The organism is Micromonospora sp. A202, assembly GCF_006715105.1.
Lineage (GTDB): Bacteria > Actinomycetota > Actinomycetes > Mycobacteriales > Micromonosporaceae > Micromonospora > Micromonospora zamorensis.
The window spans coordinates 5,809,546-5,830,612 of record NZ_VFMP01000001.1 but is presented as its reverse complement, the minus strand read 5'-3'; the positions used below and the strand labels follow the sequence as shown (position 1 = coordinate 5,830,612).

Below are 21,067 nucleotides of genomic sequence, written 5' to 3'. Positions count from 1 at the left end.
GTGGTGCGGATATGCCGCTGGCCGGCACCCCGGGTTGGGGTGCCGGCCAGCGGTCGGGTAGTCCAGTGTTTGTGTTGGTGTCAGCTGTTCCAGTGCTGGCCGACCAGGTCGGTGGCCTGCTGCTCCCACTGGGCGTAGGCATCCGGGTAGGCCGACACCTGGACGGTCTGCGCGGCGTCGGTCAGCGCCATGTCCTGCCACCCGTCGACCTGGCGGAGGCCCTTGAGGAACGCGGTGGTGGAGTAGGCGGGGTCGGTGATTTGCTCCGGCGTGCCCCAACCACTGGTCGGGCGCTGTTGGAACAGGCCCAGCGAGTCGTGGTCGTTGGCGTCGCCGAGGTGGCCCAGGTTTTCCAGCTTCGACTCCTGCAGGCTCGTCGCGATCGAGATGACCGCGGCGCGCTCGGGCAGGCCGGCCTTCTTCGTCGCGGCGATGATCGCCTTGACGTTGGCGGTCTGCTCGTCGTTGAGGGTGATGTGGGACTGCTCGCCCTGCGGCTTCGGGGCGGCCGACTGCACCGCCACCGCAACCGGCTTGCCATCCACGGGGTTGGCAGCGTGGGCGGCGATCGGGCCGGCGAAGACACCACCGGCGAACGCGAGACCAGCAACAGACAACATGCTCTTACGAATGATCGTGTTCATGGGGGTAGCTCCTTCGGGGGTAGGAACACCCGGGCCGCCAAGGGGGGTCGGCGACACAGGGGTGTGAGCACCTCGTCCGGCGCTGCATCAAAACCAAGGGAAAAGTCTGGGAAGGTCGGCACCGTCAAGCGGAAGGGCTTGGGGGCCGGGTTGGCGGCCTGCGAGCGGGGGCTCGGGCGCCGGGGTCGGCGGTGACAAGCGCGGGCTTGTGGCGCCGGGTCCATGTGTAACGACCGCCGTCCGGGGATCATTCCCGGTGGGCCCATCCGCCGACGTCCGCTCGGGTGAAGCGGTGGCGGGGTGGTTGCTCGTGGGGACTGCAACGACCGGGGCCCGGGGTCATTCCGGGGGCCCGGCCATCCCGTGGAGCGCGGGTGCTGGGAGGCTTCAACCATGCGGGCCGGGGCGGCATTCCAACCCCGCTACCAGCTGTTCCAACCCCGGTCGGGCGGGGCGGTGAGCCGGTGGTCCTGCGATCGTCAGGGTTTTCAACGACCCCGGCCCGGCCATCATTCCGACCCACCGGTGCGACCGGTCACAGGCCAAACGCCCCGAAGGCCGCAACCCTCGTACCGGGGCCATCGGCGCTCTCGCCTTAACCCCTCAGACCGGACAAACCTCCCATACGGAGGCGGGGCCGGCCTCAGCCCGTTCCGTTCTGGGCATGATCCACTCGGCTTTGCCAATATCGGGGTGTCCGAGGCGGCGGGACACCCCGACATCATTGAACTCGTGTCGATCATGCGGATGTTGGAGCTTTCCACGGGCCCGGGCGGGGGAGGCCGAGCCGCCTAGGACCCGGGGACGTCGAGACCGTCGAGGGTCGGGACGTCGAAACCGCGCCCCCGAACCAGGGACGCGGTTTCGCGGACGTCAGGTATGTGTCGGGTCAGGCGACGTTGCGTTGGGCCGGGACGGTCGACTTGTGCGGGTGACCCAGTCGGGCCTCCAGCCGTGCAACGTCGACCCGGGCGTGCCGCCGGTCTGCCAGGTCCTCCCAGCCGACGGCGAGCAGTCGCAGTCGTTCCGACTCGCTGAAGCCGCCCCACACGCCGTACGGCTCACGGACCGACAGCGCGTGTGCGGCGCACTCGGCCCGGACCGGGCAGGCGCGACAGACCGACTTGGCGGCGGACTCGCGACGCAGTCGGGAGGAGCCACGCTCGCCGTCCGGGTGGAAGAACTGGGCGCTGTCCCGGCCTCGGCAGGCACCGAGCCGTTGCCAGTCCCAGAGATCGACGATGGGTCCGGGCAGTCTACGTACGTTCGACATCAGCACCCCTCCTCCCGCGCGGCTCCGCGAGAATCCTTGTGGCCGGCATCCGTGCGGCGGGCCGCGCAGGCGCACCGTTCCCGGCCTGGACCTCCCGGTACCCGGGCTGCAGCCGACTCACACGTGTGTGATCGAAAACGTCCTACAAATTGCGGCTTTTGCCCTATCTGTCGGAAAAGTTCGAAGGATTGCCGGGAACCCCCTCCCGAGCCGACCCCGTCATGGTCTGCTCGTTGGCGGAGAGGAGACCACAGTGCGTACCGTCCTTGTGTGCGTTCGGACACCACTCGCGGCCCAGCACCTTGCTTCTGCTGCCGCGCGGCTGGGGTTGTCAGCAATTGTTCGTACCGCAGTCTCCGATCCTGAGGTGATGCTGCGGCTGGCCGAGCGACCGGCCGACGTGGTGTTGGCCGACACGGCCCTCACCCGGCCGGACAGCGCCGGCTTCGTTCGTCGGGTCCTGGCCCGCGCGCCGCAGGCCGCGGTGCTGCTGCTCGGCACCGAAGAGTCCGAGGCGGCGGCGGCCACCATCAGCGCCGGCGCCCGCGGTCTCATTCAGAACGTCGACCACGACCTGACCAGCGCGGTGGCCAAGGCCCTCCTGCTGCTCACAGCGCCCGGTCGGGCCTCCCGGCAGAGGATCACCGATCCGGCACGGGATGCCGCGGCGGTGGGCGGTTCTGGTCGCTCCGGGCCGTCGCCGCGTGGCTCCGGCGAGCCCGGCTGGCCGGCAACGCCCGGCGACGGGTCGGCGGGGATGCCGTCGGTGCCGGTGCAGCGGGGGGACGACGAGGCCGAGTCGGCGACCGGCGAGTCGTCGGCGGATCAGACCGATCCGGCCCGGCCCGCTGCGAACGCCCGGCCCACCCGGGCGTCGATCGGCCTCACCGAGCGCGAGCTTCAGGTGCTGCTCGGCATGGCCGAGGGTAAGAGCAACGCGGAGATCGGCCGGGAGCTGTTCGTCTCGGAGGACACGGTCAAGACGCACGCTCGCCGGTTGTTCCGCAAGCTTGGGGCCCGGGACCGGGCGCACGCGGTGGCAGCCGGCTTCCGCGCCGGGCTGGTCGCCTGAGGGAAAGGTCGCACGCCACGGTCACCGGCATGCGCCGCACGCCACCATCAAACGGCGTCCACGCACCCGACCGTCACTGCGTTGCGGTCGGGGTGCCCGGCTCGTCCTCGGTGCCCTCGGTCAGGGTGTCGTGCACGCCGTCGGCGTAGCCCCGGGCGTAGTCCCAGGTCACGTAGTGGTCCGGGTCGGGGTCGTACGCGGGCTCGTGCACGCGGGGGCGGCCGGAGTTGAGCAGGTGACGCAGGTTGCCCCGGAGCAGGTCCCAGTCGAAGTAGTGCGGCTCTCGGCAGTCCTCGCATTCGATCACCAGGCCACGGACCCCGATCGGGGCGAGCAGGGCCTGGTAGATCTCCAGGTCGGCGAGGTCTTCCAGCACGTCCTGCCGCTCGACGTCGGTCAGCGGATCCGGCGTCGGGTCATCGCCCGGCTCATCCAGACCCGCTGTGGGATCGGCCGGGTCGCCATTGAACGGGTCGATGGGCTCGTCGTGCACCCCTTCACCGTAGACCCAACGCGGCACGGACGTCCGCCCCCCGGGCCGCGCGCCGGGCCGGGCCGCCACAGACGGGTCGCCCAGGTCACTGGGTACGATGAGGCGACGTGCCGGCACCGTGGCGCGCTCCGGTGCCCGCCCGCGCCACCTCGCTGAAGCCCATCCGAGCAGCTCAGGGGAGCAATCGTGGAAAATTCGCCCAGCACCGATCTTCCGGCCGGCGTGGAGCACGCCGACCTGGGCGGCCACCTGCCCGAGCTGCCGGCCGGCTCCGCCCGGGTGGTTCCGCTCGGCCTCACCTTCGACGACGTGCTGCTCCAGCCGGGCGAGTCGGACGTGGTGCCCAGTCGGGTCAACACCCGGACGAAGCTCACCCGCAACGTCGAGTTGTCCATTCCGCTGCTCTCCAGCGCGATGGACACGGTGACCGAGGCCCGGATGGCGATCGCCATGGCCCGCCAGGGCGGCATCGGCGTGTTGCACCGCAACCTCTCCATGGAGGACCAGGCGCTCCAGGTCGACCTGGTCAAGCGCTCCGAGTCCGGCATGATCACCAACCCGGTGACCGCCAGCCCTGACGACACGCTGCGCGAAGTCGACGAGCTGTGCGGGCGTTACCGCATTTCCGGCGTCCCCGTGGTGGACGGCGACGGCCAGCTGGTCGGCATCGTCACCAACCGCGACATGCGTTTCGTCTCCGAGCCGGACACCCCGGTCCGCGAGATCATGACCCACACCCCGCTGGTCACCGCCCGGGTGGGCGTGAGCAAGGACGACGCTCTCGCGCTGCTGCGCCAGCACAAGGTCGAGAAGCTGCCGATCGTCGACGAGTCGGGCCGGCTGCGTGGCCTGATCACCGTGAAGGACTTCACCAAGAGCGAGCAGTACCCGGACGCCAGCAAGGACGACGCCGGCCGCCTCCGGGTCGCCGCCGCCATCGGTGTCGGCGAGGACTCGTACAAGCGGGCCCGTGCCCTGGTCGACGCGGGCGTCGACGTGCTGATCGTGGACACCGCGCACGGTCACCAGCGGGCCGTGCTGGACATGGTCCGCCGGCTCAAGGCCGACGTCACTGTCGACATCATGGGCGGCAACGTGGCCACGTACGCCGGCGCGAAGGCGCTGGTCGACGCCGGCGCCGACGGCGTCAAGGTGGGCGTGGGTCCGGGCGCGATCTGCACCACCCGGATCGTCGCCGGGGTCGGCGTGCCGCAGGTGACCGCGATCATGGAGGCAGCCCGTGCCGCCCGGCCGGCCGGCGTGCCGGTCATCGGCGACGGTGGCATCCAATACTCCGGCGACATCGCCAAGGCCCTGGTGGCCGGTGCCGACACGGTGATGCTCGGCAGCCTGCTGGCCGGCTGCGAGGAGAGCCCCGGCGAGCTGATCTTCGTCAACGGCAAGCAGTTCAAGACCTACCGCGGGATGGGGTCGCTCGGCGCGATGCAGTCCCGGGGGCAGGCCAAGTCGTACAGCAAGGACCGCTACTTCCAGCAGGACGTGCTCAGCGACGACAAGCTCGTCCCGGAGGGCGTCGAGGGCCAGGTGCCCTACCGGGGGCCGCTCTCCCGGGTCGCCCACCAGCTGGTCGGCGGTTTGCGACTGGCCATGGGATACGCCGGTGCGGAGAACATCCCCGATCTGCACCGCCGGGGCCAGCTCATCCGGATCACCGCGGCCGGGCTGAAGGAGAGCCACCCGCACGACATCCAGATGACCGTCGAGGCGCCCAACTACCACACCCGCTGACCCACCACCCCCAACCATCTGGAGTCCCCCATGCGTGACGTGGTCGAGATCGGGCTGGGCAAGACCGCGCAGCGCGGCTACCACCTGGACGACATCGCCATCGTGCCGAGCCGCCGGACCAGGGACGTCGACGACGTCTCCACCTCCTGGCAGCTCGACGCGTACCCGTTCGGTATCCCGTGCGTCGGCCACCCCTCCGACGCCACCATGAGCCCGGCGTCGGCGGTGCGGCTCGGTGAGCTCGGCGGCCTCGGTGTGCTCAACGTCGAGGGGCTCTGGACCCGCTACGAGAACCCGACCAAGGTGCTGGAGGAGCTGGCCGGCCTCGACGAGGACGCCCGCGCCACCAAGAAGCTCCAGGAGGTGTACGCCGAGCCGATCCGCCCGGACCTGATCGCCGAGCGGGTTCGTGAGCTGCGCGCCGGTGGCGGCACTGTGGCGGTGCGGGTCTCCCCGCAGCACACCCTGGCGCTGGCTCCGGTGATCCTGGACGCCGGGGTGGACATCCTGGTCATCCAAGGCACCATCGTCTCGGCCGAGCACGTGTCGACCACCGATGAGCCGTTGAACCTCAAGGAGTTCATCGCCGACCTCGACCTGCCGGTGATCGTCGGCGGTTGCACGGACTACAAGACCGCTCTGCACCTGATGCGTACCGGTGCGGCCGGGGTCATCGTGGGCATCGGTGGCGACGAGTGGTCGACCACCGAGTCGGTGCTGGGGATCCGGGTGCCGATGGCGACCGCGATCGCGGATGCGGCGGCGGCCCGCCGCGACTATCTGGACGAGACGGGCGGCCGGTACGTGCACCTCATCGCCGACGGTGACATCCAGACCTCGGGTGACATCGCCAAGGCGCTCGGCTGCGGTGCGGACGCGGTGATGCTCGGTGAGCCGCTGTCGCTCTGCGAGGAGGCCCCCGCCGGTGGTGCCTGGTGGCACTCGGCGGCGAGTCACCCGTCGCTGCCTCGGGGCGCGTTCGAGGTTGCCGGTGAGCCGCTCGGTTCGATGGAGGAGCTGCTCTTCGGGCCGGCTGACGAGGCCGACGGCCAGCTCAACCTGTTCGGTGGGCTGCGTCGGGCGATGGCCAAGTGCGGTTACCGCGACCTGAAGGAGTTCCAGAAGGTCGGCCTGGTCCTCGACCGCTGACCCTTCTCTCAGACGCCGGAAGGCCGGCCCCGCGGTGCTGCGGGGCCGGCCTTCGTCGCGTTCAGCTGGGAGTCACTTGTCCAGGTAGATGGTCAGGTCGGACATGTTGCGGTAGCTGGTCGCCGCGAAGTCCAGTGACTGGCCCTTGTTGTCGGCACCGCCGGGGGCGGTGTCCATCTCCCAGTTGGCGTGGTGGAAGTTCCGCTCGCCGATGGTCTGGAAGAACTGCTGGAAGTTGAGGTCACCCTCGCCCAGCGGGGTCATCTGGTACCCGTTGGGAACGCTGGTGTCCCGGTCGCCGTCCTTGGCGTGGAAGAGCGGGAACCGGGTGGTCCGGTCGGCCACGGTGAGGATCGGGTCGAACAGGTCGGTCACTTCCTGGCCGGCCGGGTCGACGTACTTCTGGTGCTTGTAGCGGGCCACGTAGGCCCAGTAGATGTCGAGCTCGAAGAAGACGTACCGCGGGTCGGTGATCTCGAAGAAGTACTCCAGCCGGCGGATGCCGGACGACCGGGTCTGCCGGCCCTGCGCGTCGCGCGGGCCACGGTCGATCAGGAAGCTGTACGCGGCGTCGTGGTTGTGCGTGTACAGCCGCATGCCCCGGGCCCGTGCCTGCCGGCCCAGCTCGTTCCAGATGTCGGCGGCGGCGTCCCACTCGGCCTTGTACGCGCTGCTGGTCGGGTCGCTGCCGGTGCCGATGTTCTTCATGCCGAGTTCCTCGGCGATGTCGAGCTGCTGCTGGAAGGTGGCCGGCTGGATCGAGGCGTGGGTGCCGTTGGCCACCAGACCGTTGTCGTCGAGGATCTTGCGGATCTCGGTGGGGGTGATCTGCCGGCCGAGGATCTCGGTGCTCTGTGTGTAGCCGGCGAACTCGATCTCCTTGTAGCCGATCTCGGCGAGTCGGGCGAGGACGCGCTCGAAGCCGTAGGGCACTCCACTGTCGTCGGGCGCGGCAGTGATCCGGTCGCGGACGCTGTAGAGGATGATGCCGCGGTTCTTCGCCGGGATCAGCGGCTCGACCCGCAGCTTGCTCTTGGGTTTGGCGAGCGCGGGGGTGCCGGTGGCGAGGACCGGCAGGCCGGCCGCGCCGATCGCGGCGGCTGCGCCGGCGGACGCGGCGAGCAGGGACCGACGGCTGAGTCGGCCGGTTGGGGTGGCGTCGGGTGCGGTGTGGTCTGGCATGGTTCCACCTTTCGCGACGGTGGTCGGAGATCGACACTAACGTCGGTCAAAGTCGAAAGAAAGTATCGATCGACGGCTACTTTTGTTTGATTCAACGAAAGTAACTGATGATCGTCAATACGGGCCGTGTCGTCTGCGGCGCTGACTACGCTCGTCCTGACCGGAGGTATCGCAGGGGGGTGTGCATGGTCCGGACCGGACGGAGATCGGCCGGCAGTCGGTTGGCCGCCATCGCCGCCACGCTGACCTGCGTCGTCGGACTGGCCGCGACCGGTTGTACGGGCGACAGCGACGGGTTCCGCGCCGGCGCGGCCGACGCGGGCGACCCGTACGTGCCGGGGCGCGGCAACGGCGGCTACGACGTCTCGCACTACGACCTCGACGTCCGCTACGACCCGTCGACGGACCGGCTGACCGGTCGCGCTGTCATCACGGCCACGGCCACCCAGGACCTGTCCCGGTTCAACCTGGACCTGGCCGGCCTGACCGTCAGCGCGGTCACCGTTGCCGACGCACGAGCCGACCACCGGCGCGGCGACGGCGAGCTGGTGGTGACCCCGCGCGCCGGGCTCCCGCGCGGCCGCCAGTTCACCGTGGCGGTCGACTACGCGGGTGTGCCCACGGCTGTGGTTGACGGGTCGTTGGGCAGCGGGGGTTTCCTGCACACCGCCGACGGCGCTGTCGCGCTCGGCCAACCCGACTCGGCCGCCACCTGGTTCCCGGTCAACGACCACCCGTCGGACAAGGCCACCTACGACCTGGCGGTGACCGTCCCGGACGGCCTGGCCGCACTGAGCAACGGTGTGCCCGGCCCGAAGAGCAGCGCCGACGGCTGGACCACCTGGCACTGGTCGGAGCGCGCCCCGATGGCCAGTTACCTGAGCACCCTGGTGATCGGCGACTACCGGGTGGTGACCGGCACGCACGCCGGCCGACCGATGGTCACGGCGGTGGCGGCGAGCCTGCCCGCGAACGGCGGCGCGGCGAGCTCACTGGCCCGCACCGGGGCGATCGTCGACTTCCTGGCCAGCCGGTTCGGCCCGTACCCGTTCGACTCGTACGGCGGGATCGTGGTCGCCGACGACCGGATCGGGTACGCGCTGGAGACCCAGTCCCGCCCGGTCTACGGGCCCGCATTCTTCGCGGACGACCAACCCAACCCGAGCGTGGTGGCGCACGAGCTGGCCCACCAGTGGTTTGGCGACAGTGTGTCGCTGACCTGGTGGAGCGACATCTGGCTCAACGAGGGCTTCGCCAGCTACGCGGAGTGGCTGTGGGAGGAGCACGACGGCGGCCGGACCGCGCAACGCAACTTCGAGCTCCAGTACGCGGCGACCGACTGGTCGCAGCCGTCGGTCGAGCCGGGCCGGGAATCGATGTTCGGCACGGCCGTCTACAAGCGGGGGGCGCTCGCGGTGCACGCCCTGCGCCGGACCGTCGGTGACGACACGTTCTTCCGCCTCCTGCGGACCTGGACGAGTGAGCGGGCGGCGGGCAACGCGACCACCTCGGACCTCGTCGCGCTCGCCGAGCGGGTGGCGGGTCGGCAGCTTCGACCGCTCTTCGACGCCTGGTTGGTGGGTGGATCAGCGCCCACACTGCCGTGACGGAGCCGTGATCACCGGTCGATATGCTCCCGCCTGCGGACGGCGGGGGACCGTCCGTGCGCGCGGAGCGGTGGACGCCGTCACCGCGACTGTACCGGGGAGGGTTCGAGATGCGGGTGACGCGGCACGACCTACGGATGGGCGCCGGTCTGCTGGTGGCCGGGGCGCTCGCACTGTCCGGATGCGACTCGTCGGCCCCGGAGGCGGCGTCGGCGCCGAGCGCGTCGCCCACCCCGGCGCGGACGTTCAACGCCGGTGCCGAGGGGGTCGGGGACGCCTACTTCCCGACCTACGGCAACGGCGGCTACGACGTCGGGCGGTACACGGTCAAGGTGCGCTACGACCCGGCGAAGGACCGGTTGACCGGTACGACCACGGTGCAGGCCACCGCGACGACCGACCTGTCGACGTTCAACCTCGACCTGGCCGGCCTGACGGTCACCACGGTCACCGTGGACGGCGCGCCGGCGACCCATGAGCGGAAGCGGAACGAGCTGGTGGTCAAGCCGGCCTCCGGCCTGATCAACGGCAACGGGTTCGTCGCCGAGGTCACTTACGAGGGTGTGCCGAAGCCGCTGAAGAACGAGACTCTCGGTGAGGGCGGGTTCCTGCACACCCCGGACGGTGCCATCGCCCTGGGTCAGCCCGAGTCGGCCAGCACCTGGTACCCGGTCAACGACCACCCGTCCGACAAGGCGGCGTACGACTTCGAGGTCACAGTGCCCGACGGTCTGACCGCGGTCAGCAACGGCGTGCCGGGCGGCAAGGCCAGCAAGGACGGCTGGACCACCTGGAAGTGGTCGGAGAAGTCGCCGATGGCGAGCTATCTGAGCACGCTGGTGATCGGCAAGTTCCGGATCACCACCGGCGAGCACAAGGGTCGCCCGGTCTACAACGCGGTCGCCACCAACGTGGCCAAGGGCGCGGCCGACACGTCGATCGCCCAGACCGTCAAGGTGGCCGACTATCTGGAGAGCGTGTTCGGGCCGTACCCGTTCGACGCGTACGGCGGTGTGGTGGTCACCGACAGCCGGATCTCGTACGCCCTGGAGACACAGAGCCGCCCGGTCTACTCCGCCGGCTTCTTCCGGCAGGGCGAGAACACCGAGGTGGTCGCGCACGAGCTGGCGCACCAGTGGTTCGGTGACAGTGTCGCGCTGGCCAGGTGGGAGGACATCTGGCTCAACGAGGGCTTCGCGACGTACGCGGAGTGGCTCTGGGCCGAGCACACCAGGACGTACACGGCCAAGGAGGCCTTCGACAACCGGTACGCCCGGATGTCCGCTCAGGTGTGGAAGACGCCGCCGGGCAAGCCTGGTGCCAAGGAGTTGTTCAGCGAGTCTGTCTACCAGCGCGGCGGCATGACCCTGCACGCCCTGCGGGTGGCTGTGGGCGACAAGGCGTTCTTCGAGATCGTCAAGACCTGGGCGGCGGAGAAGCGCAACGGCACCGCCACCACTGCGGAGTTCGTCGCCCTCGCCGAGCGCGTCTCCGGCAAGCAGCTCGACGCGCTCTTCGACGCCTGGTTGTACGGCACGAAGAAGCCGGCCGTGCCCAAGCGGCTCTGAGCGGGGTCAGTTCTTGACGACCAGGGTGGGGTTGGCGGCGAGGTAGGCGTCGGCGCGGCCGGCGCGGAGTTCGGTGATGAACTTCCGGCCGACGGCGGTGAGCTGTTCGCCGCGGTAGGCGCTGCCCTTGCCGACGCCGGACCCGGGCAGGCCGACGAGCACGAACTTGTTCTCCGGCATCCCACCGAGGGCGTACGCGATGTCGACGATCCGCCGCCCACCCACGTAGATCAGCGTGTTACCCAGCGCCGCGACGACCTGGTCGACCCGCTCCGGTTGCCGGGCCAGGCCCTCGTCCAGGATCTTGCTGGTCATCGCCTTGATCAGTTGCTGCTGGTGACGCTGCCGGGCGTAGTCGCCGCCGGTGATGTAGCGCTGCCGCGCGTAGTCCAGTGCCTGCCAGCCGTTGAGGTGCTGCTCGCCCTTCTCGTAGACCTGCTGCGGCCCGGTGTAACCGCCCGGCACGCTCTCCCGGTATTTGCCGTCCGGTCGGCGGTGCATCGACTCGACCCGCTGGTCGACGTAGATGTCCACCCCGCCCAGCGCGTTGACCAGCTTGTCGAACCCGTTGAACGTGAGCACCGCACCGGCGTCGATCCGCAGCCCGGTGTACCCGGCGACCGTGCTGCGCAGCAGCTCGTACCCCTGGGCGGTGCTCGGCTCCTTGGGTTTGCCCGGCACCCGGCTGCCGAAGCTCATCGCGTGGGTGAGCTTGGTCTTGCCGCCCTTGTAGCCGGCCTTCGGGAACGCCGGGATGTCCACCAGCAGGTCGCGGGGGAGCGAGAAGAGGTACGCCCGGCCCAACCCCTTCGGCACGTGCAGCACCAGCACGGCGTCCGAGTGCGGTTCCCATCCGGGCACGCTGACCCGGGTGTCCACACCGACCAGCAGCAGGTTGAGCGGGCCGGTGATGTCCGCGCCCGGCGGTGGGCCGCTGGGGCTCGGGGTGGGCGTCGGAATCGGCGTCGGCGTCGGCGAGCCGGCCACCGGAGCGCCGCCCGGCTTGTTGTCGCTGGTCAGCCGGGTGATCACCACCGCCCCGGCCGCGATCAGCGCGACGGCCGCGAGGACCGTCAACCCCAGCAACAACCACCGTCGGCGCGGTGCCATCGACCCGAGGACCATCTGAAACTTCCCTCCACCCGTCTGGTGAACAACGCTCCGACGGGTGCTCCGGGTTGCGGCCGGAAGGCGCCGGGTCGGTCGGCCGGAGCATGATCGCGCGAAATCGGGCGCTAGCGCGAGCGCTACTGGCGAGTAATGATGCATCCATGCGGTATGACGTGGTCGTCATCGGGTCCGGCTTCGGTGGCAGCGTCACCGCGCTCCGCCTCTCCGAAAAGGGCTATTCCGTCGCTGTGCTGGAAGCCGGCCGGCGCTTCGCCGACGACGAGTTCCCGCAGACGTCCTGGCGCGCCCGCCGGTTCCTGTGGGCACCGAAGCTGGGCTGCTACGGCATCCAGCGGATCACCCTGCTCCGCCCGGCCGCGAAGCGCTCCGGCGGTGGTGTGCTGGTGCTCTCCGGAGCCGGGGTGGGCGGCGGCTCACTGGTCTACGCGAACACCCTCTACGAGCCGCTGCCGCCCTTCTACACCGACCCACAGTGGCGGGACATCACCGACTGGCGCGACGAGTTGGCTCGCCACTACGACCAGGCGAAGCGGATGCTCGGCGTCACCACGTACCCGGTGAACACCGGCGCGGACCGGGCCATGCGGGCGGTGGCCGAGCGGATGGGGGTGGGGCACACCTTCCACGCCACCCCGGTGGGCGTGCACATCGGCCGCCCCGGCGAGCGGGTCGCCGACCCGTACTTCGGCGGCGCCGGCCCGGAGCGCACCGGCTGCTCGCACTGCGGCGGGTGCATGACCGGCTGCCGGCACGGGGCGAAGAACACCCTGGTCAAGAACTATCTCTGGCTCGCCGAGCGGCTGGGCGCCGTCGTGCACCCGCTGACCACGGTGACCGCCGTCAAACCCGCCGCGGAGGGCGGGTACGAGGTGCAAACCGTCCGCACCGGCGCCTGGGTGCGTCATCGCCGCCAGGTGATCCACGCCGACCAGGTGGTGTTCGCCGCCGGAGCGCTCGGCACCCAACGGCTGCTGCACGCGATGAAGGACGACGGTGTGCTGCCCGGGCTCTCGCCCCGCCTGGGCGAGCTGACCCGGACCAACTCCGAGGCGATCCTGGGTGCCTCGGTGGCACGCCAGCAGGCCCGGGCCGAAGGGCTGGACTTCACCGACGGCGTGGCGATCACCAGCTCGTTCCACCCCGACCCGCAGACCCACATCGAACCGGTCCGCTACGGGCGCGGCTCCAACGCGATGGGGCTGCTCCAGTCGCTGCTGGTCGACGGCGGTCCCCACCGGGTACGCCGCTGGCTAGGCAGCATCGTGCGCCAGCCACGGCTGGCCGCCCGGATGCTGTCCGTGCGCGGCTGGTCGGAGCGGACGGTGATCGCCCTGGTGATGCAGTCGGTGGACAACTCCCTGACCACCCGGTGGCGGCGCGGCCTGTTCGGTCGTCGACTGGTCACCGGCCCGGGCCACGGCACCCCGAGCCCGACCTGGATCCCGGCCGGCAACACCGCGGCCCGACTGCTCGCCGACGAGATCGGCGGCACCCCCGGCGGCTCACTCACCGAGCCGTTCGACATCCCGGTGACCGCGCACATCCTCGGCGGGGCGCCCATCGGCGCCACCCCGGACGACGGGGTGGTCGACCCCTGGCACCGGGTGTACGGGCACCCCGGGCTGCACGTCGTCGACGGCGCTGCGGTCTCGGCCAACCTCGGCGTGAACCCGTCGCTGACGATCACCGCGCAGGCGGAACGGGCGATGTCCTTCTGGCCCAACCGGGGCGAGGAGGACCTCCGCCCGACGCTCGGGTCCCCGTACCGCCGGCTGGCACCCGTACCCCCGCACCACCCGGCGGTGCCGGCGGACGCCCCGGGCGCGCTGCGGCAGTGAGGCCGGCGGGCGCGGGGGCGAGCCGGTGCCGGGCGTGGCCGTGACTGTCGGTAGGATTTGCGCACATGAGCCTGCCTCGCCCCGTCCTCGTGGTGGACTTCGGAGCCCAGTACGCCCAGCTCATCGCGCGCCGGGTCCGTGAGGCGAAGGTCTACTCCGAGATCGTGCCGCACTCGATGCCGATCGCCGAGATGCTGGCGAAGAACCCCGCCGCGATCATCCTCTCCGGTGGCCCCGCCAGCGTCTACGCAGTCGACGCACCGCAGATCGACGCGGGCGTGTTCAGCGCCGACGTGCCGGTCTTCGGCATCTGCTACGGCTTCCAGGCGATGGCCCAGGCGCTCGGCGGCACTGTCGCGAAGACCGGCAACCGCGAGTACGGCGGCACGCCGCTGCGCCCCCGCCTGCTCGAACCCGGTGTGCTGCTGCGCGATCTGCCGGCGGACCTGCCCGTCTGGATGAGCCACGGTGACGCCGTCACCGAGGCCCCTGCGGGCTTCACGGTGACCGCCGAGTCGGCGGGCGCGCCGGTCGCCGCCTTCGAGGACCTGGCCGGCCGGCGTGCCGGCGTGCAGTTCCACCCGGAGGTCGGGCACACCGCGCACGGCCAGGAGATGCTGACCCGCTTCCTGTACGACATCGCCGGCATCGAGCCGACCTGGACGCCCGAGAACATCATCGACGAGCAGGTTGCCCGGATCCGCGCCCAGGTCGGCGACAAGGAGGTCATCTGCGGCCTGTCCGGCGGGGTGGACTCCGCGGTCGCCGCCGCGCTGGTGCACAAGGCGGTCGGTGATCAGCTCACCTGCGTCTTCGTCGACCACGGTCTGCTGCGCGCCGGTGAGGCCGAGCAGGTGGAGAAGGACTACGTCGCCGCCACCGGCATCAAGCTGAAGGTGGTCGACGCCACCGACCGGTTCCTCGGCGCGCTGGCCGACGTGACCGACCCGGAGCAGAAGCGCAAGATCATTGGCCGGGAGTTCATCCGGGTCTTCGAGGCCGCCGCCCGCGAGATCGCCTCGCACGGCGACGTCGAGTTCCTCGTCCAGGGCACCCTCTACCCCGACGTGGTGGAGTCTGGCGGCGGCACCGGCACCGCCAACATCAAGAGTCACCACAACGTCGGCGGTCTGCCCGAGGACCTGAAGTTCGCCCTGGTCGAGCCGCTGCGCACCCTCTTCAAGGACGAGGTCCGGGCGCTCGGCCTCCAGCTGGGCCTGCCCGAGGCGATGGTCTGGCGGCACCCGTTCCCCGGCCCCGGCCTGGCCATCCGGATCATCGGCGCGGTCAACCAGGAGCGCCTCGACCTGCTCCGCGAGGCCGACCTGATCGCCCGCGAGGAGCTGACCGCCGCCGGTCTGGATCGCGGCGTCTGGCAGTTCCCGGTGGTGCTGCTCGCCGACGTCCGCAGCGTCGGTGTGCAGGGAGACGGGCGCAGTTACGGGCACCCCGTGGTGCTGCGCCCCGTCTCCAGCGAGGACGCCATGACCGCTGACTGGTCACGACTGCCCTACGAGGTGGTTGCTCGGATCTCCACCCGGATCACCAACGAGGTGGCTGAGGTGAACCGGGTGGTCCTGGACGTGACCAGCAAGCCGCCGGGCACCATCGAGTGGGAGTAGGCGCCGCTCAGGCGGCCGGAGGCGTGTTGAACGGGGTCGTCGGCGGGTAGGGCGGCGTCGGGGCGGTGGGCTGCGGCGCGGTGCCCGCCGGGTGCGGCCAGGCCGGCGCGCCGGTTGGCTCCTCCGGCATCAGAAACCACATGATCGGGTACGCGAACAGCGCCAGCCCGCCGGTGAGCAGGCCGCTGACCGCGAAGAGCACCCGGACCAGTGTGGGATCGATGGAGAAGTAGCGGCCGATGCCGCTGGCGACCCCCGCGACCATGCGGTCGGTGGTGGGTCGCCGGAGCTGCTTGTACGGGGCGTGGGGAGCGGTGGTCGATGTCATGACCCCACTGTCCGCGCTGGCGACCGGCCCGCCCTCGGTGACCGCCCGGATCCTTACCCTGACCGATCCCTGATCGGTGTCAGACAGTCAGGAATCCGACTCTTTTCCGTTCCGGTAACCAGGCGCGGGGAGAATTTGGTCCCGTGACCACCTTGCTGGAGCCGCTCCGCAGGATCGCGGCATACGCAGTTTGTGCTGATTCAAGAGGCCGAGTCTTGCTGGTCCGCGCATCGGAGCGCTCCGGCACCCCCGGCACGTGGTCGCTGCCTGGCGGGGCGGTCGACCACGGCGAGGACCCGAACCACACTGTCGTCCGTGAAACCGCCGCCGAAACCGGCCTCTCGGTCGCCGTCTCCGGCCTGGCCGACGTGCTCGCCGACATGCGCGCACTGCCGGACCGCGGGATCACCATCCACACCGACCGGTTGATCTACCGGGTGGCGGTGCGTGGCGGCACACTGGCCGACCGGGTCGGCGAGCGTCCCACCGACCTGGCCCGCTGGTACACGCTCGACGAGGCGCGCGAACTGCCCCTGCGCTCGTTCACCGCACGCGCCCTCGGGCTGCCCGCCTCCTCGGCCGACGTGGTGCCCGACGAGGCACCCGAGTTCCCCTCGTTCTACGCGGTGCCCGGCCCGGACGGGCTGCACCGGGCGCAGCGCTTCGCCGCGTACGCCGTCTGCACCGACCCGGCCGGCCGGGTGCTGCTCACCCGGGTCTCCGACGGCTACCCCGGCGCCGGCTGCTGGCACCTGCCCGGCGGCGGCACCGACTACGGCGAGCAGCCTGGAGCGGCCCTCATCCGCGAGCTGGTCGAGGAGACCGGGCAGACCGGCCGCCTGGTCGAGCTTCTCGGAGTGGCCAGCCACCGCGACGCCGCCTCGCTCGGCCCCGAGGGCTACCCGATCGACTGGCACGGGGTGCGCGCCTTCTACCGCGTCGTCGTCGACCAACCCAACCCGCTGACCGTGGCCGACGTGGGCGGCTCCACCTGCGAGGCCCGCTGGTTCGGGCGCGAGGAGCTGGGCGCTCTCCCCACCCACCACCTCACCGAGGTGACCGCCGAAGCAGTCCAAGCCGCCCAGCTCACCTGACCCGTGGTCATCCGGACCAATTTCTGGCGCCGGTGTGACCTGCGGTGATGCGGGCTCGGTGGATCTCGCGTCAGGCGCGCGCAGGTGACCGCGGCCGCGTTGCCTGGCGTCGGGGATGTCCTTGCTGCGTGCTGCCGGCGGTTTTGCGGGCGTGTGGTGGTGTGGTCTTGCGCGCTCAGCAGGCCGATCGGGTGTGGATACCCGGCAATCCCGCGGCGAAGTGCTGCGGCCGAATGATCGACTCGGTTTCATTGAAGTCGCGGTATCCCAGCACCAGGACACCCCGATTTCCGCAAAACCGAGTCGATCGTCGCTTGAGCGGCGTCGTAGCCGCGCGGTGACCCGACGCAGCACGGACATATCCGCAGAAAAGGCCCCTTCGGCAAAGGGGCGGTCCTTCGGACCTGAGGCCGGTTTGAACGCAGCCCGGTGCGGAGGGTCGGCGCCACAGGTCGAGGTCGTCGGGGCGCCCCTCCTGCCCGCCTCGCCCAGTTGATCATGAAGTTATTGTCAGGACACGCCGCGATGGACGGCTATAACTTCATGATCGACGGGTTTGGTGGGCGGGCGGGAGTGGGCGGGATGGGGTTCTTGCGGCGGGTTGGGGTTTATGGGGTTCTCTGGGATGGCGATCGGGTGCTGGTGGTTCGGGACGGGGTGGGCGGTGAGTTTCCCGGGGTGTGGCGGCTGCCTGGAGGTGCTGTCGCGCACGCCGAGCATCCCGAGCGTGCCGTGGTTCGTGCCGTCGCCGAGCAGACCGGGCTGACGGTTGCGGCGGGTCGACTGCGGGCGGTGGTCGCGGACGTGACCAGCTATCCGGAGGACGTCTCGCTGCACACCGACCGGCTGTTCTTCGAGTTGGCCCAGCGTGACGGGCCGGTGGCTGAGGCTGGTGGTGGGTTGGTTGATCGCGTTGCTTGGCTCACCCTGGCCGAGGCGGCGGGGTTGTCGCTGACACCGTTCACCGCCGAAATGCTCGGCCTGCCGGTCACGCCGCTGCCGCCCGGGTCAAACCGGCCGGGTCAGTCGTTTCCGCCGCGGCACCCCGATCGCCGGCTGCGCTTCGGGGCGTACGGGCTGGTGACCGATCCGGCCGGGCGGATCCTGCTCACGCAGATCGCGGACGGCTATCCGGGGGCTGGCTTGTGGCACCTGCCCGGTGGGGGTACCGATCACGGTGAGCAGCCGACCACCGGGTTGCTCCGGGAGCTGGTCGAGGAGGGTGGTCAGCTCGGTCGGGTGGTGGAGCTCCTCGGGGTGGACAATCTGCACAACCCTGCCGCGCTCGGCCCGGAGGGTCGGCCGTTGGACTGGCACGGCGTACGGGTGATCTATCGGGTGCTGGTGGACGTACCTACCGATGCGGTGGTCACCGAATCCGCAGGGGGCTCGACGGCGAGGGCCGGCTGGTTCACCCGCACCGAAGCTGTTCACCTGCCGTTGAGCGACATCGCTGCGCTGGCAATCGGACAGAGTGGCCGATAGCACGCCGCTCGGTGAGCCGAACTGGTGACCCTCCGGTACAGTCAAAGGCGGGAATGGTGGAGGAAACGGGCGATGAAGCCCGGGATGGGAACAAGCGAGCGGTTCGAGCGGTTTAAGCCAGATATAAGTACCGCCGGCAGCTATCGCCAAGCCATGTTCTCCCATGCGATGGTGTACTCCGCAAAACGGCTGCCGGGCCACGCAAGGTCCGGCACGAGATAGCCGGACACCCGCCCCCCACGGCGGTCAGCCGATCCGGTGATGGAGGAAACGTGCCGAGAGCCCCATGGCGCCGGCGTCGTACTACTGACAGTCCGCGCCCCGCAGGGCGTCGCTGGGCGGGCAGGTTGCGCCGCAGCAGCACGTTCGCCCGCCAGGTGCTCCTGGTCCGGGTCGGTCGTCGTGACGACGACCTGCACGGGACCGACCTGGCTCCTACCGAGCACCGGTACGCCGACCGGCAGCGCCGTCGTTACGGCCTGGACCGGCTCAACCGGCCGCCTGTCAACGTCGGTCGGGCGGAGATCGAGGCGGTGATGCCGGTCAGCCCGGCGATGCCGCCGATGGCGTACGCCGACGAGGCGTCCGCCGCGACCATCCCGCTGCTTCCCGGCGAGCCCACCATCGCCCGTCGGATGAAGTTCGGCCTGGTCAACGCCTGCACGCTGGCCAGCCTGATGCTCGGCATGCTGGCCATCTTCCTGGCCATGCAGGGCGAGGTGCGCATCGCCGCGCTCTGCCTGATCGCCTGCGTCGCCTTCGACGGTCTGGACGGCGCACTGGCCCGCCGACTCGGGGTGGCCAGCCCGTTCGGCGCGCAGATGGACTCGCTCGCCGACATGTGCTCGTTCGGTCTCGCCGCGCCGGTCGTGGTCTACGCCTCGCTCGCCGGCTCCGTCTCCACCGCCGCGGCGGCGGTGGCGTGCGCCCTGGTCGCGGCCTGTGCCGCTATTCGACTGGCCCGCTTCAACGTCTCGCCGAAGGACGGCCGCTTCTTCTGCGGCGTGCCGACCACGATGGCGGCGGCGGTGCTCGCCCTGACCGTGGCGATCGGCCTGCCGGTGCCCGGGGCCGTGCTGGTCGCCGGGGTGGCGCTGCTGGCCTTCGCGATGGTTTCGAGCTTCCCGTACGCCAAGCTCGCCCGCCTGGTGAAGCTGCCCCCGTGGCTCTGGCTGGCTCCGGTGATCGGCGCGCTGGTCGACATCCGGATCACGTTCGCGCTGATCGTGGTGGGTTACCTGGTCAGCGGGCCGGTGCTCTGGCTGCGGCAGCGTCGCACCGCCTGAGCCCAGCACATCGCGGCAAATGAGCACAGCACATCGCGCCAGATGAGCACCGCACCACGTACCGCTTGATTGCAGCAACGAGAAAGGGGCGCCGCGGACAGCGGCGCCCCTTTCCTCGTTCGTGGGTCAGCGCCAGCGGGCGATGACCGTGGAACCGCCGACGACCTTGTCGCCCGGCCCGACCAGCGGGTCAGCGGCATCGGCCGGCAGGTAGACGTCGGTCCGGGAGCCGAACCGGATCAGCCCGAAGCGCTCGCCCCTGGCCAGCAGCGCGCCGATGGGCGCGCGCTGCACGATCCGGCGGGCGATGAGCCCGGTGCGCTGCGCGACCACCACCGTGCCGCGAGCGGTGTCCAGCACGGTGTACGCCGCCACATTGTGCTCGGCGTCCGGCTTCATCGCGTTGACGAAGCCGCCGTCGGCGACGAAGTAGTCCACCACCTTGCCGGCGACCGGGGACCGGTTGACGTGCACGTCCAGCACCGACAGGAAGACCGCGACCCGGAGCCAGTCGCCGTCGCCGAAACGCTCGTCGTGCAGCCGCTGCACCGACAGGACCTTGCCGTCCGCGCTGGCGACCACGGCGCTCGGGTCTTCCGGCACGTCCCGCTCGGGGTCGCGGAAGAACGCGGCGACCGGCCCGGCGGCCAGCGCCGGCAGCAGCCAGAGCTTGGACGACGGACGAGCCACCCGGGCCAGCGCCGCGAGGCCCAGCGCGATGCCCGCCGCGGCCACGCCGTTGGAGTCGATGTGCATGCCGCGGGTCAGCGGCACGCTCGACGGGCGGTGTGCGGGGGCCAACCTGTCGGCCTTGGCCGGGCTGGCCGGGGTGAACCGCAGCCGGTAGACCCGCACCGGTGGCGAGTTGCGCAGCACCAGGTCGGCGCCGACGCCGTAGAGGGCGTCCTGTCGAGCCAGCTCGGTGGCCGCGCCGGTGGTCCGGCCCGGCATGGCGATGGTCGCCACGCTCAACACCGCGCCGTCGGAGAGGTATTTGGCCAGGCCCTCGATGCCGCTGCGGGTCTCCTCGGCGGTGCCGGCGAACACCTCGCCGGCGATGACGACCCCGGCGGGCTCGGCCTCAGCCAGCGAGTCGACGACGCTCACCCGGTCGGCGACCCAGCGACCCTGGGCGGTGATGTGCTCGCGGAGCGCGGCAGCGCCGAACGGCTCGGCGGGCACCGCGGTGAGCCGGTCACCGGGGAGCAGCGCGTCGATCGCCGCGGCCAGCACCGCGGACTCCGGGCTCGCCCCGACCAGCAGGGCGGCCTTGGGATCGTTGATTCGGGCCAGCTCGGTGACGAGGGTACGGGCGGCTCGCTCGCCGATGCGGACCGGACCGGACCGGCCGGTGGTACGCACGGCGGGGGACTGGGTCATGTCGGGCGGGCTCCTGACGGGGTAGAGACGGGAATCGCGGCGGGACCGCCATGGCGGGACGGGCCGGCCGGCGGAGGCGAGATCTCCACCGGCCAGCATATGCGTCCGTTCGCGTCAGCCGCACCGCCGTAGCGGTGGAGTACGCCGACGCCGGCAGGCGCCCAAG

General features: G+C 70.8%; 17 protein-coding genes. 10 read left to right on the top strand and 7 right to left on the bottom strand.

Annotated elements, in window-relative coordinates; genetic code table 11:
* Window positions 1–80: 80 nt before the first annotated feature.
* Together FBZ33_RS26920 and FBZ33_RS26915 are read right to left on the bottom strand one after the other, a co-directional pair.
* Window positions 81–644: a hypothetical protein gene (locus tag FBZ33_RS26920; RefSeq protein ID WP_141911124.1), complete on the bottom strand. Its 564-nt coding sequence runs from the start codon at window positions 642–644 to the stop codon at window positions 81–83.
* 889 nt (window positions 645–1,533) lie between these two features.
* A complete protein-coding gene (locus FBZ33_RS26915; protein ID WP_088952018.1) occupies window positions 1,534–1,917 on the bottom strand; it encodes a WhiB family transcriptional regulator in 384 nt (127 codons plus the stop codon).
* A gap of 253 nt (window positions 1,918–2,170) precedes the next feature.
* Here FBZ33_RS26915 and FBZ33_RS26910 point away from each other — a divergent pair, with 253 nt between their 5' ends.
* Window positions 2,171–2,989 carry a helix-turn-helix transcriptional regulator gene (locus tag FBZ33_RS26910; RefSeq protein WP_099848589.1) on the top strand — a complete coding sequence of 273 codons (819 nt, stop codon included), beginning with the start codon at window positions 2,171–2,173 and terminating at the stop codon, window positions 2,987–2,989.
* 73 nt (window positions 2,990–3,062) lie between these two features.
* Here FBZ33_RS26910 and FBZ33_RS26905 read toward each other — a convergent pair whose 3' ends face one another.
* Window positions 3,063–3,482, bottom strand: a complete 420-nt coding sequence (locus FBZ33_RS26905; RefSeq protein ID WP_088950168.1) for a DUF5319 domain-containing protein — start codon at window positions 3,480–3,482, stop codon at window positions 3,063–3,065.
* 186 nt (window positions 3,483–3,668) lie between these two features.
* Between FBZ33_RS26905 and guaB the strand changes: the two genes are divergently transcribed.
* Together guaB and FBZ33_RS26895 are read left to right on the top strand one after the other, a co-directional pair.
* On the top strand, window positions 3,669–5,231 hold the full coding sequence (gene guaB, locus FBZ33_RS26900) for an IMP dehydrogenase (RefSeq protein WP_088950167.1): 1,563 nt from the start codon (window positions 3,669–3,671) through the stop codon (window positions 5,229–5,231).
* A 30-nt stretch (window positions 5,232–5,261) separates the two neighbouring features.
* The gene (locus tag FBZ33_RS26895; RefSeq protein ID WP_088950166.1) at window positions 5,262–6,380 is read left to right on the top strand and encodes a GuaB3 family IMP dehydrogenase-related protein; all 1,119 of its coding nucleotides are present in this window, start codon (window positions 5,262–5,264) and stop codon (window positions 6,378–6,380) included.
* A 72-nt stretch (window positions 6,381–6,452) separates the two neighbouring features.
* Here FBZ33_RS26895 and FBZ33_RS26890 read toward each other — a convergent pair whose 3' ends face one another.
* Window positions 6,453–7,562 carry a sugar phosphate isomerase/epimerase gene (locus FBZ33_RS26890; RefSeq protein WP_141911123.1) on the bottom strand — a complete coding sequence of 370 codons (1,110 nt, stop codon included), beginning with the start codon at window positions 7,560–7,562 and terminating at the stop codon, window positions 6,453–6,455.
* A 185-nt stretch (window positions 7,563–7,747) separates the two neighbouring features.
* On the opposite strand from FBZ33_RS26890, the gene FBZ33_RS26885 reads away from it, so the two are divergent.
* Window positions 7,748–9,169 (top strand): M1 family metallopeptidase, encoded by a 1,422-nt coding sequence (locus FBZ33_RS26885; protein ID WP_141911122.1) that lies wholly within the window; start codon window positions 7,748–7,750, stop codon window positions 9,167–9,169.
* A 110-nt stretch (window positions 9,170–9,279) separates the two neighbouring features.
* Window positions 9,280–10,737 (top strand): M1 family metallopeptidase, encoded by a 1,458-nt coding sequence (locus FBZ33_RS26880; protein WP_141911121.1) that lies wholly within the window; start codon window positions 9,280–9,282, stop codon window positions 10,735–10,737.
* A 6-nt stretch (window positions 10,738–10,743) separates the two neighbouring features.
* Here FBZ33_RS26880 and FBZ33_RS26875 read toward each other — a convergent pair whose 3' ends face one another.
* Window positions 10,744–11,862 carry an LCP family protein gene (locus tag FBZ33_RS26875; RefSeq protein ID WP_141911120.1) on the bottom strand — a complete coding sequence of 373 codons (1,119 nt, stop codon included), beginning with the start codon at window positions 11,860–11,862 and terminating at the stop codon, window positions 10,744–10,746.
* Window positions 11,863–12,008: 146 nt separating this feature from the next.
* Between FBZ33_RS26875 and FBZ33_RS26870 the strand changes: the two genes are divergently transcribed.
* Window positions 12,009–13,706: an FAD-dependent oxidoreductase gene (locus FBZ33_RS26870; RefSeq protein WP_141911119.1), complete on the top strand. Its 1,698-nt coding sequence runs from the start codon at window positions 12,009–12,011 to the stop codon at window positions 13,704–13,706.
* A gap of 65 nt (window positions 13,707–13,771) precedes the next feature.
* Complete coding sequence (gene guaA, locus FBZ33_RS26865; RefSeq protein WP_099848573.1) at window positions 13,772–15,328, top strand: glutamine-hydrolyzing GMP synthase; 1,557 nt, start codon at window positions 13,772–13,774, stop codon at window positions 15,326–15,328.
* Window positions 15,329–15,335: 7 nt separating this feature from the next.
* Here the strand turns inward: guaA and FBZ33_RS26860 are convergent, their stop codons facing one another.
* Window positions 15,336–15,656 carry a PspC domain-containing protein gene (locus tag FBZ33_RS26860; protein WP_141911118.1) on the bottom strand — a complete coding sequence of 107 codons (321 nt, stop codon included), beginning with the start codon at window positions 15,654–15,656 and terminating at the stop codon, window positions 15,336–15,338.
* A 143-nt stretch (window positions 15,657–15,799) separates the two neighbouring features.
* Between FBZ33_RS26860 and FBZ33_RS26855 the strand changes: the two genes are divergently transcribed.
* The 3 genes from FBZ33_RS26855 to FBZ33_RS26845 all read left to right on the top strand — a co-directional run bounded on the left by FBZ33_RS26855 (window position 15,800) and on the right by FBZ33_RS26845 (window position 19,521).
* Window positions 15,800–16,750 carry an NUDIX hydrolase gene (locus FBZ33_RS26855; RefSeq protein ID WP_099848569.1) on the top strand — a complete coding sequence of 317 codons (951 nt, stop codon included), beginning with the start codon at window positions 15,800–15,802 and terminating at the stop codon, window positions 16,748–16,750.
* 582 nt (window positions 16,751–17,332) lie between these two features.
* On the top strand, window positions 17,333–18,235 hold the full coding sequence (locus FBZ33_RS26850) for an NUDIX hydrolase (protein ID WP_141911117.1): 903 nt from the start codon (window positions 17,333–17,335) through the stop codon (window positions 18,233–18,235).
* A gap of 347 nt (window positions 18,236–18,582) precedes the next feature.
* Window positions 18,583–19,521, top strand: a complete 939-nt coding sequence (locus FBZ33_RS26845) for a phosphatidylcholine/phosphatidylserine synthase (protein WP_141911116.1) — start codon at window positions 18,583–18,585, stop codon at window positions 19,519–19,521.
* Window positions 19,522–19,647: 126 nt separating this feature from the next.
* Here FBZ33_RS26845 and FBZ33_RS26840 read toward each other — a convergent pair whose 3' ends face one another.
* Window positions 19,648–20,901 carry a phosphatidylserine decarboxylase gene (locus FBZ33_RS26840; protein WP_141911115.1) on the bottom strand — a complete coding sequence of 418 codons (1,254 nt, stop codon included), beginning with the start codon at window positions 20,899–20,901 and terminating at the stop codon, window positions 19,648–19,650.
* Window positions 20,902–21,067: the final 166 nt, after the last annotated feature.